The 11,735-nt window shown below is 34.4% G+C and carries 10 protein-coding genes; 7 read left to right on the top strand and 3 right to left on the bottom strand.

The window, feature by feature from the left end; genetic code table 11:
- Positions 1-144: 144 nt before the first annotated feature.
- Positions 145-1,635: a carbon starvation CstA family protein gene (locus tag E2R68_RS03545; protein WP_134276129.1), complete on the top strand. Its 1,491-nt coding sequence runs from the start codon at positions 145-147 to the stop codon at positions 1,633-1,635.
- Positions 1,636-2,366: 731 nt separating this feature from the next.
- Here the strand turns inward: E2R68_RS03545 and E2R68_RS03540 are convergent.
- Positions 2,367-2,783: a SulA-like leucine-rich domain-containing protein gene (locus E2R68_RS03540; protein WP_134276128.1), complete on the bottom strand. Its 417-nt coding sequence runs from the start codon at positions 2,781-2,783 to the stop codon at positions 2,367-2,369.
- 241 nt (positions 2,784-3,024) lie between these two features.
- Positions 3,025-4,203, bottom strand: a complete 1,179-nt coding sequence (gene purT, locus E2R68_RS03535) for a formate-dependent phosphoribosylglycinamide formyltransferase (protein ID WP_134276181.1) — start codon at positions 4,201-4,203, stop codon at positions 3,025-3,027.
- 479 nt (positions 4,204-4,682) lie between these two features.
- Between purT and E2R68_RS03530 the strand changes: the two genes are divergently transcribed.
- Positions 4,683-5,642, top strand: a complete 960-nt coding sequence (locus tag E2R68_RS03530; RefSeq protein WP_134276127.1) for an acyltransferase family protein — start codon at positions 4,683-4,685, stop codon at positions 5,640-5,642.
- A 110-nt stretch (positions 5,643-5,752) separates the two neighbouring features.
- On the opposite strand, the gene rdgC is transcribed toward E2R68_RS03530, so the two are convergent.
- Positions 5,753-6,661: a recombination-associated protein RdgC gene (rdgC, locus tag E2R68_RS03525; RefSeq protein ID WP_134276126.1), complete on the bottom strand. Its 909-nt coding sequence runs from the start codon at positions 6,659-6,661 to the stop codon at positions 5,753-5,755.
- Positions 6,662-6,873: 212 nt separating this feature from the next.
- Between rdgC and phoB the strand changes: the two genes are divergently transcribed.
- The 5 genes from phoB to E2R68_RS03500 all read left to right on the top strand — a co-directional run bounded on the left by phoB (position 6,874) and on the right by E2R68_RS03500 (position 11,688).
- On the top strand, positions 6,874-7,557 hold the full coding sequence (gene phoB / locus E2R68_RS03520; protein WP_134276125.1) for a phosphate regulon transcriptional regulator PhoB: 684 nt from the start codon (positions 6,874-6,876) through the stop codon (positions 7,555-7,557).
- Between the two features lie 74 nt (positions 7,558-7,631).
- Positions 7,632-8,921, top strand: a complete 1,290-nt coding sequence (gene phoR, locus E2R68_RS03515; RefSeq protein WP_134276124.1) for a phosphate regulon sensor histidine kinase PhoR — start codon at positions 7,632-7,634, stop codon at positions 8,919-8,921.
- Positions 8,922-9,074: 153 nt separating this feature from the next.
- Positions 9,075-9,830 carry a Nif3-like dinuclear metal center hexameric protein gene (locus E2R68_RS03510; RefSeq protein WP_134276123.1) on the top strand — a complete coding sequence of 252 codons (756 nt, stop codon included), beginning with the start codon at positions 9,075-9,077 and terminating at the stop codon, positions 9,828-9,830.
- Between the two features lie 129 nt (positions 9,831-9,959).
- Positions 9,960-11,063, top strand: a complete 1,104-nt coding sequence (leuB, locus tag E2R68_RS03505) for a 3-isopropylmalate dehydrogenase (protein WP_134276122.1) — start codon at positions 9,960-9,962, stop codon at positions 11,061-11,063.
- An 88-nt stretch (positions 11,064-11,151) separates the two neighbouring features.
- The gene (locus E2R68_RS03500) at positions 11,152-11,688 is read left to right on the top strand and encodes a YaeQ family protein (RefSeq protein ID WP_134276121.1); all 537 of its coding nucleotides are present in this window, start codon (positions 11,152-11,154) and stop codon (positions 11,686-11,688) included.
- Positions 11,689-11,735 lie beyond the last annotated feature (47 nt).

The following is an 11,735-nucleotide window of genomic DNA, read 5'->3' as shown; positions in this document are numbered from 1 at the left end:
TGAGGTTACTTATGTTTAAAACCACTTAAAAGTAATATCGACCGTTTAAATGCTTATCCGACCACTCAATTAATTATCAACTGCGATTTAAAATCAAAACTTTATAGTGCAATCCTCTAATTTATTATTTAAAAGGATTTAATCATGCTTTGGTTTTTATTTTGTTTGGCACTGCTACTTGGTGGTTACTTTATTTATGGACGTTTTGTAGAGAAAGTATTTGGCATTAAAAATCATCGAACAACTCCTGCTTATGAAAAGCATGATGGTGTTGATTACGTAGCAATGTCTACTCCCAAAGTTTACTTAGTTCAATTACTTAATATTGCCGGTGTAGGACCTATCTTTGGTCCTATTATGGGGGCTTTATACGGTCCTGCAGCTATGTTATGGATTGTTTTTGGCTGCATCTTTGCTGGTGGCGTACATGACTATTTCTCTGGCATGTTATCAGTACGAAATGGTGGGGCCTCTGTACCATCGATCACAGGTAAATACTTAGGTAATAATGCTAAGCACTTCATGAATATATTTGCTTTAGTGTTATTACTACTGGTTGGTGTTGTCTTTGTATCAGCACCTGCTGGCATGCTAACTAATTTAATCAATGAGCAAACCAACATAACGGTATCGTTGATGTCGATGGTGGCAATTATTTTTGCTTATTATATTGTCGCAACTATCGTACCTGTAGATAAAATTATCGGTCGTTTTTATCCGTTTTTTGGTGCGTTATTAATTTTCATGTCTGTAGGATTAATCGCTGCAGTGGTTTTCTCAAGTGATCATACTTTGTTAGGTGATTATGAAATGAGTCAAATGTTCACGAACATGAATCCAAATGACTTACCGTTATGGCCTGCATTGTTTATTACCATTGCTTGCGGTGCTATTTCTGGATTTCATGCAACACAATCACCATTAATGGCTCGTTGCCTTGAAAATGAAGGTAATGGACGTTTTGTCTTTTATGGTGCGATGATCGGTGAAGGTGTTATTGCTCTTATCTGGTGTGCAATTGCATTATCATTCTTTGGTTCTGTTGGCTCATTATCTGATGCTATTGTAACGGGTGGTCCGGGTGCAGTTGTGTATGGGGCATCATTTGGTTTATTAGGTGTATTTGGCGGTATTCTTGCCTTTTTAGGTGTGGTTATTTTACCGATCACTTCGGGGGATACGGCATTTCGTTCAAGTCGTTTAATTTTAGCCGAGTATTTTAATATGGAACAAAAAACGATGCGCAATCGCTTATTTATGGCATTACCTTTGTTTCTTCTGGGCGCTATTTTAACGCAAGTTGATTTTGGCATAATCTGGCGTTATTTTGGGTTTGCTAATCAAACAACAGCAGTAATGATGTTATGGACAGCAACAGCTTATCTTGTACGCCATAATAAATTCCATTGGATTTCAACGGTACCAGCTATGTTTATGACCACAGTTGTTATTACTTTTATATTAAATAATGCAACATTAGGGTTTGGTTTAGCAATGCATACTTCAACTATTATTGGAGTATTAGCTATGGTGACTATTACTGTTTATGTTATTCATAAATCTAAAAATACACAGTTTATTAATGAACAGGGTGAACGCTTAGATGATGATGGTATTGCAGTACAAAAAAGTTAACCTTTTAATGCTGTGATCAATAAGTACCCAATATAAAACCAATCTAAAATTAGATTGGTTTTTTAATTTTTAAGATCTGATTCAGAAAATTCACTTATACAAATAACATTAAATATTTTCACCTAAATTTTGTGCTGAAAAAACAATTCAACTCAGGTGAAAATCAACGTGAACATTTGTTTCCTATGTGAAATTTCTAATAAGGAGCAGATTGTTTTAATAAGTGAAATAGATAAGTTATTTAATGTGATTATTTTGAGCTTTGAGGCGATATAAAAACGGTGTAGTTGTTTACTGATAATTCAGCTATTTGGAAAAGAATAAGCAGTTATGGTGCAGAAGCTGCTTTTCATGACATAGAGTACTTGTGTTGAAATGGTGCTTGAAAGTATTAGTACTAACATTTTTCAATTATTTATTTACCCTTCCTAAATTAAAGAACGGTACAAGGATTTTCAATTGAAGAGGTTAAATTTTCTTCTTCGAGGAGTCGATACAGTTTATTTTGTAGTAATCGATTTTGTTTAATACCTGCAAAAGTACTAAGTAAACTTATTATTATGTTTCTCATTATCATTTTCTTAATTAACATAATTAAGTAATAGCATAGTATATATTCCTCGTTAACTAGTGTTCAAAATAAAAATGTAGTTTTGTTAGTAATTAAATAAGATGAATACATTTTTTATTACAATCTCTTAAAATGCTGCATAAACTTAATATCGATGTGTTTAGTGCTTGCAGTAAATAAAACAACTAGTATTCGTTGATTCTGCATCTTTCTCAATTAGAGAGCGTGCTTCTTCTGATAGTTCATTTACCCAAGTCACAACAGTACAGTAATTGTTACTCTGTAATAGTGTAGATAATAGCGCTAAATTATCGTTTACTTTATTTGAATCAATCATTAATACTCTATTTTTATTAATGCCTGCTTGTTGAAAGAATTGCGTATTTGGTTTACCTGGAGGTGCTAAAAATAAAATCCAACCTTGATCATTCCCATTCTGTAATTGAGCTAATAATGCCTGATAATCATTTTGTTGATAGTGCACATTAACTAATGAGTTTGCTTTTGCTGTTTTAAGATCATAATTCGGTAATACATATGAGTTAGTTTGTGTTGTTTTGATTAATGTCGATATCATAATAATAACCTGTATAAATAAACACTGTGTAAAACAACAGTAGTATTATTTTGATTACTTATCAAGCTTAATTTGAATTTTATGCTTATTTTTTGTGTTTGTTTAGCAAGCAGTTTTGGTGGTTTTGTTTTTCACGTAATAAAAAAAGGCAATATCAATGTGATGATATTGCCTTGATAAATATTGTAGAAGAAGGAGATCTATTATATCTAAGGTTTAGCGAATGAATATAAACGCTTAATTAATAGATGATATTAACTGTGTTACTCACTGATTTTGCATTGTTAACTGCTTGTTCAATACTTTCACCACGAGTGATAGCCACACCTAAACGACGCCCGCCATTGATATTAGGTTTAGCAAATAAACGAATTTGCGATCCTGTGACTTTCCCTAAAGCAGTTGCAACATTCTCAAATTTAAGGTCTTGTGATACCCCATTGCCTAGAATAACGCTAGAAGCAGAAGGGCCGAATTGTGTTATTTCACCAATTGGGAAGCCTAAAATGGCACGCACATGTAATGCAAACTCTGATAGATCTTGAGAAATAAGTGTAACTAAACCAGTGTCATGTGGGCGAGGTGAAACTTCACTAAAATAAACTTGATCACCTTTAACAAAAAATTCCATGCCAAATAGACCAAATCCACCAAGCTCTGTCACCACTTTTGTTGCTATCTCTTGAGCTTGCTGTAATGCTTTATCTGACATTACTTGTGGTTGCCATGATTCGCGGTAATCACCATCTTCTTGGCGATGTCCGATAGGTGCACAGAAATGAATCCCATCTATTGCACTGACTGTTAATAAGGTAATCTCATAATCAAATGGTACAAAACCTTCAATAATAATTCGGCCTTCGCCTGTGCGGCCACCTTCTTGAGAATAAGTCCATGAATGATCTAAATCAGCATCAGTTTTTACAACACTCTGACCTTTACCTGAACTGCTCATCACTGGCTTAATGACACAAGGTTGACCAATCTCTTTTACTGCTTGTAAATACTCTTCTTTAGTATCAGCAAAAATATAAGGAGAGGTTGTTACCCCTAATGTTTCGGCTGCTAAGCGACGGATACCTTCTCTATCCATCGTTAGTTTAGTTGCTCGTGCACTTGGTACAACATTAAATCCATCAGCTTCTAATGCTAATAATGTATCGGTTGCAATCGCTTCTACTTCAGGAATGATGAAGTCTGGTTTTTCTAAGCGGATAATTTCTTCTAAGCGTTGCCCATCAAGCATGCTAACCACGTGTGAACGGTGTGCTATTTGCATTGCAGGTGCATTTACGTAACTGTCCGCTGCAATCACTTCAATACCAAAACGTTGCAGCTCGATCGCAACTTCTTTTCCTAATTCACCTGAGCCTAATAATAATGCTTTAGTCGCGCTGTTTGATGTTGCCGTACCTAAAATTGAAACCGTCATGTGTTCACTCTATATAGATAAAAAGGGGAGGATAGCTAGTGATAATTCTACCAGATAATTTAACTGAGGATCATTGATTGAAAATAATAAATAAATATTTTTAATGGATGATTAGATTTATAAATATTGGGCTATTTAGCTGAATTAAATAGAGGGGGAGGGAAGCACCTAACTTGAAAAGTTTAAAGATACAATTATTTAATAAAATAATCTAAAAATAGAAGTAGAACTGTTGATTGAAGGGTTAAAAATTATAGTGTTCCCCCTTGTTTGGTTGTTAAATTAAGAAGTATTCGTCCCGTCCTAATATTGATTAACAGCATTTTAATTTAAAATCACCTAGGGAGGTATTGCCCTGAACTTTGTTTTTATGTTTTTTTGATGTATTGTGTTTAAACACTTAGTGATTTCTGGAGAAAATTTTGAATAGAAAAATAAGTGAGCGAATATGGTCTACAAGGTATTTCATGGTTATTGGTATTATTATTCTTCATTTACCACCATCTCAGCCATTAAATGAATTAAGTACTTTATTTGATTTTATCAAAGCATTTTTCTCTCATGGTGTTTTTAGGTCAACAGTTCCAATGTTAACTGTTATTTCTGGTTTTTTATTGTTTAAATCTAGCCTTTATCTACAACCTTTTCAATTATTACTTAATAAATCAAAGTCTATATTTATACCACTTGTTATTTGGAACATCCCATTTGTTATCGCTATTTATTTATCACAAAAATTTAACTTTCTATCGCACGATTTTTCAGTTGAGCTTTATCCATTTAATCTACTAAATTGGACGAATGCTTTAACTGGACTTTTTAGTACCCCTGCAAACTATCCTCTTAATTTTCTTAGAGATTTATTTGCTGTATCACTATTAGCACCTATATTGGGGCTATTATTGAAGCGCATTCCATATTTGGGATTGATTATTGTATTGATTGTTTATTATTTTAATTTTGATGGCTCATTGATTCTGAGAAATACTATGTTAGTAAGCTTTTATATTGGAGGGTTAGCAGCTACACAAGGTTGGTCTCTAACCTATTTAGATAAATATGCAAAGTTACTACTTTTGTTATTTATCTTATATTGCTTGGCAATTGTTTTATTTAATATTCAAAATATAGAGGTATTTAGATTATTATCGCCATTTTTAGTTTGGCCATTAATGTCATTAATCATAAATACAAAACTAAATGTGTTTTTATATAAAAACAGCGCCAATAGTTTTTTTACCTTTCTTGTACATGGACCAATAATATTACTTTTATGGATTGCTTTTAAAAAGATACCTGTTGATATTCCATATTATATTTACTGGTTCTTGGCACCTGTTATTACGGTTTTTTTGTCTATATTTTTTGCTAAACTTTTTCATAAAATAATGCCTCGTATATCATCAATTACTCTAGGAGGTAGGTGAAAAGGGGGTATATGAAAGCAAAATATAAAGGAATTTTTAAAGTCTGAAATGCCCCAAAAAAGCCCAACTGTAATAAGTAATACAAGCTGGGCTTGAGGTTTGATGACCTATTAAAGTGTTTGCTCGCCGCCAAATAGTTCAACTAGCGAGGGAACCAACTGTTTTACTTCTCCGGTCATCAATATAAAGTCCGCATCAAAACGTGCCGCAAAATCATCTGCTTCAATATGTTCATTTTGTTCTTGTAATACGTCTGAAAACTTAAGGCGTTTTAACGCAAACTCTTCACCGATAACAAAAGAAATACTATCAGCCCAATTCAGTGCTAATTTTGTTACAAACTTATCTGAGCTTAAGTGAATTTTTATTTCTTCTGATAATAGGTCTTGTTGTTTGCAAAGAATAATACCGCCACCTTCTAATGCAGAACAAAGCTCAGCTTCGTCTTCTAGTTTGAAGTTAGCTGGAATATTTCCTTCTACTAACCAATCAGTCATGACAACGTCAGTTTGATTTTGCAGTTGCACGGGTACAACAGGCAAGCTACCTAATGTTTTACGTAATAATGAGATTAATTCTTCAGCTTTACGTGCAGAGGAGCAATCAACGTATAGCATATTTGTTTCGTTATCAATCCATGCAAATGTTTGCGATGTACGGCTAAAAGCGCGTGGTAATAATTGCATGATGATGTCATCTTTTAAACTATCTTTTTCTTTTTTCTTAAGTGCTCTACCTTGCTCTAATTCAATAGCTTCAACACGTTCATTAAGTTGATCTTTAATGACACCTGCAGGTAACATTTTTTCTTCTTTCTTAAGGCAAATTAGAATTTGTTTTTGATGGATATGCGTGTACATGCTACCACTTTTCCCCATTGGAAAAACCCAGCCTAATTTTGATATATCCTGACTGCCACAAGGTTTAAATTTAAACTCTTCTAGGTTACTTTCTAATGTGTTGTCATCTTGTTCCATAGGACGTGTAAAGCGATAAACTTGTAGATTTTTAAAAAACATGAAAGACCCTTTTTCAAATAGCCGAATTGAATGAATTTGATTAATGTTAGCAGTGTAAAGGAATTTTAAGCAAATCGTATAAAGAAGATGATTTTTTTGAGATTAAAAAAACAGGTAACTTTTATGACGGTTTGTTTATATCTGTAATATAAATGTCATAATAGGGTTCGATAATGCACTCTCTTAATTTTATATGAATGGAATCAATCTATATGGCAAGTCGAATTTTAGTAGTGGAAGATGAAGTTACCATCCGAGATATGTTGGTATTTGTATTAGAACAACATGGCTATGAAACAATAGAAGCTGATAATTATCAGACTGCATTAACTCAATTACATGAACCATACCCTGATTTGATTTTATTGGATTGGATGTTTCCTGGTGGTAGTGGTATTCAATTGTTAAAATTTTTGAAGCAAGATGAAATCTTACGTCAAATTCCTGTCGTTATGCTAACTGCCCGAGGTGAAGAAGAAGATAAAGTGCGTGGTTTAGAGAATGGGGCAGATGACTATGTTACTAAACCTTTTTCTCCTAAAGAATTAATGGCTCGTTTAAAAACAGTTATGCGCCGTGTTAATCCAACATCATTAGATGATACGCTTACAGTGGGTAATTTGAAGTTAGATCCTGTTTCTCATCGAGCAACATTAAGTGATACCCCGTTAGATATGGGGCCAACAGAATTTAAATTATTGCATTTTTTTATGACGCATCCTGAGCGAGTTTATAGTCGAGAGCAGTTATTAAATAATGTATGGGGTACGAATGTTTATGTTGAAGATCGTACTGTTGATGTACATATTAGACGTTTACGAAAGGCGTTATCTGACCATGACCACCTAGTACAAACAGTACGTGGGGCTGGTTACCGTTTTTCAACTCGCTCATAGCATCTATATTTTTATATCTACTTGCTTATCAAGGTGTTTTTCACTTAATTTATTAAATAAAATAGAGTGTTAATTTGAAAGTATATACATGGAAGCAGTTATTCTGGGCAATGTGTTTAGTTTATATCCCTGTTGTAATTTTAGGGTTATTAACTGGGCACTTACTTGAATTCTTATTAGTGGCGACAGTGTTGCATATTGCTTGGCACTATTATTTTTTAAAAAAATTGAATGATTGGTTATGGGTCAGTAAAAGTACTGTATTACCTCCTGGGAAATCGGTGTGGGAACATGCGTACATCGGTATTCATAATATGCAGCAACGATACCGTAAGCGTCATAAAAGTTTAGCTAATGTGATAAGTCGTTTCCGTGAAGGATCTGAAGCGTTACCTGATGCGGTTGTGGTGTTTAAAAAAGAGGGAGAAATAGTCTGGTGTAATCACCTTGCACAATTTCAATTAGGTTTTAAGTGGCCTGAAGATGCAGGTGAAAACATTACCAATCTTATTCGACACCCTGATTTTGTAGAATATTTACGTAGTAATTCATATCAAGATCCTCTCGATCTTATTTCTCCTATTAATAGTGAAAAGTTACTCGAGTTTAGGGTTATGCCCTATGCAAAAGACCAACGTTTATTGATCGTTCGTGATGTGACGAGTTACCGCCAAATGGATGAAAATAGACGTAACTTTGTGGCGAATGTGTCACATGAATTACGCACCCCTTTAACGGTATTACAAGGGTACATCGAAATAATGGAAATGAGTGCTCAGGATGATCCGCGCCAACTTAAGACGGTTCGTGTATTAGAACAACAAACAGCAAGAATGTGTGCTTTAGTTGAGCAGTTGATGACTTTATCTAAGATAGAAGGGGCTGCAAGTGTCGATTTCCATGAATGTATTAATACCGCTGTTTTATTAACTCAGTTAGAAAATGAAGCGATAGCTTTAGGTCGTAAAAAATCTCTTTCAATTAATTTTGTTGTGGACCCTAAATTATCTGTGGTCGGTGATGAAATGCAATTACGGAGTATTATGGCGAATCTTGTTTATAACGCAATTAATTACACGCCTGAAAATGGCAATGTTAAAGTGTTATGGAAACGGATCCCTGAGGGAGCTTATTTTTGTGTAATGGATACTGGAGATGGTATTGCGCCTGAACATATTTTACATCTGACTGAGCGTTTTTACCGTGTAGATGCATCTCGATCTCGTGACACTGGCGGTTCTGGTTTAGGGTTGTCGATTGTGAAACATGGTCTATCCCATTATGACAGTGAGTTAGATATTGAAAGTAACATTGGTGAAGGTAGTCAGTTTTCATTTATTATTTCAAAAGCTTATCTTTGTTAAATCATTATGTGTTTTAAAATTCGCCTAACTGGATTTGTATAAAGTAGATATTTTATTTTTGGGATTGAGAGCCTTTAGCTTATTAAAAGCTTCATTCGTGCTCACAACTTCTTTATTATTACAAAATAAGTTCTTTATTTAAAAAGTGAAAAAATGAATAACCGTAAACTTGCTAATAAACTTGATCAATTTTTAGAAATACATCAATTCAAAGATTATTGCCCTAACGGATTGCAAATCGAAGGTCGTCAACAAGTAAAAAAAATTATTACAGGTGTCACTGCAAATCAAGCATTAATTGATGCAGCGATTGAACATAATGCTGATGCAATTTTAGTTCACCATGGTTTCTTTTGGAAAGGCGAGGCACAACAAATTGTCGGCATGAAATATAATCGTATTAAAGCGTTAATAGAAAATGGTATTAACCTTTATGCCTATCACTTACCGTTAGATGTTCACCCTGAACTGGGAAATAATAAACAACTTGCAGAATTGTTGAATATTGTTGATAGACGTCCTCTTGAGCCGTGGGATAAACGTAGCGTGGGGCGCGTAGGTAAATTTGAACAAGCTGTGACTCCTACACAGTTAGTTACCACTATAACAGAGCAACTTCACAGAGAGCCATTGTGGATTGATGGTGGCAAGCCTGAAATTAAAAGCATTGCTTGGTGTACCGGCGGCGGACAAGATTATATAACGATTGCTGCAGAGCAGGGGATTGACGCTTTTATTAGCGGTGAAATATCTGAACGCACTACACATATTGCCAAAGAGATGAGGATCCATTATTTTGCTGCAGGACATCATGCAACTGAACGCTATGGTGTAAAAGCATTAGGTGAATGGTTAATCGAGGAAATGGATCTTGATGTAACCTTTATTGATATAGACAATCCCGTTTAATATTCATTTATTTTGCTTAAATAGTCATTTAAATGTTAAAAATGTACTGCAAAAATTGAAAGTTAGTGTGTTTTTACTTTATTATGCAAACAGACAATCACAACTCGATAAATCATTTAGGAAATTAAAATGACAACATATAACATTGCTTTACTAGCAGGCGACGGTATCGGTCCTGAAGTAATGAAAGAAGCTGTAAAAGTTTTAAAATTAGTTGAACAACGTAATGCCGATGTGAACTTTGAATTAAACGATGTACTATTTGGTGCCGCTGCTTATTTCGCTACTGGTAAATCTTTTCCTGAAGAAACAAAAGCGGCTTGTGATAAAGCAGATGCCATTTTAAAAGGCACTATCGGTTTAAATCACGAAGACTCTCAAAAAATCCCAGTTGATGAACAGCCTGAGCGTGGTGCATTATTACCATTACGTCGTCGTTACAATACTTATGCTAACTTCCGTCCTGTTTATTTACCAAAAGGTTTAGCTCACTTCTCTCCATTAAAAGAGTCTGTTGTTGGCGATGGTATCGACATTATGCTAATTCGTGAATTAGTCGGTGGTTTATACTTCGGTGAGAAAGAAACTGGCGTAGATGCGGAAGGCAAACGTTACGTTCGTGAAGTCTTAGAATACGATGAAGATCAAATCCGTCAAATCGTACGTGTTGGTTTTGAAGTTTCAATGAAACGTAAAAAAGTAATGCATAACATCCATAAATCAAACGTACTTAAATCAAGTGTTTTATGGAATGCAATTGTTGAAGAAGAAAGCAAAAACTTCCCTGAAGTTGAAGTGATCAACATCTTAGTTGATGCAGCTGCAACTTACCTATGTTTAAAACCAACTATGTTTGACGTAATGGTGATGGAAAACATGTTTGGAGATATCTTAAGTGACCAAGGCGGCGGCATCTTAGGTTCTTTAGGCCTAATGCCTTCTGCATGTAAAGGTCCTGAAAAATCTTACTACGAACCATCACATGGTTCTGCTCCTGATATTGCAGGTAAAGGTATTGCTAACCCATATTCAATGATAGGTTCAGTAGCATTAATGCTAGAAATGAGCTTTGGTATGGAAAAAGAAGCTAAAAATCTGTGGGCTGCTATGCAAGGTGTATTTGAAGATGGCTATTCAACATCAGACCTTTCAAAAGCAGGTGAAGCAAACTTAGTAAGTACTGCTGAATTTGGTGATTTAGTTTGTGAAAAACTGGCTAAAATGCCAGTTTAATATAAATTGATATAACCTTATTTCAGGTTATTGATTAGATTTTATTTAAACCACGTTTTATAACGTGGTTTTTTTTTGGAGAAACAAAATGGCGTTAAAGCCTACTATTTTTAAAATGAGTATCAATGTATCAAATTTAGACGACGATATTTATGAAACCATTGCATTAACTGTTGCACAGCATCCTTCTGAAACAACAGAACGTATGGTGGCACGTATCTTAGCTTATGTATTAAATAATCAAGAGTTTTTGAGTTTTACCACTGGGTTAAGTGAAGCGGATGATCCTGATATTTGGGCGAAAAATTTCAGTGATGAATTTTTATTATGGATTGATGTGGGAGAGCCTAGTTTTGATCGAATTAAAAAAGCCTGCCGACAAGCAAAAGAGACAAAGGTGTATTGTTTTAATACCAAGTCAAATGTGTGGTGGAAACAATCAAAAAAAGACTTTGCAACAATTAATGTGGAAGTTTATCAATTTGAGTTTGAACAGATCCAACAAATGGCTAACTTGGTTGAGCGTACGATGGATTTTAGCCTGACTATTACTGATAATGTTTTTTATGTTGCTGCTGATAAAGGCAGTTGTGAAGTTAGGTTCAGTCGTTTGGAAAGTCTTTGAATTTAAGATGAGTAACATTCACTGTATTTTAATAATATCTTACAGTT

Source organism: Psychromonas algarum (genome assembly GCF_004376845.1).
Classification (GTDB): domain Bacteria; phylum Pseudomonadota; class Gammaproteobacteria; order Enterobacterales; family Psychromonadaceae; genus Psychromonas.
Note: the sequence above shows the minus strand (reverse complement) of the source record. Positions and strands in the feature narration are given on the sequence as shown.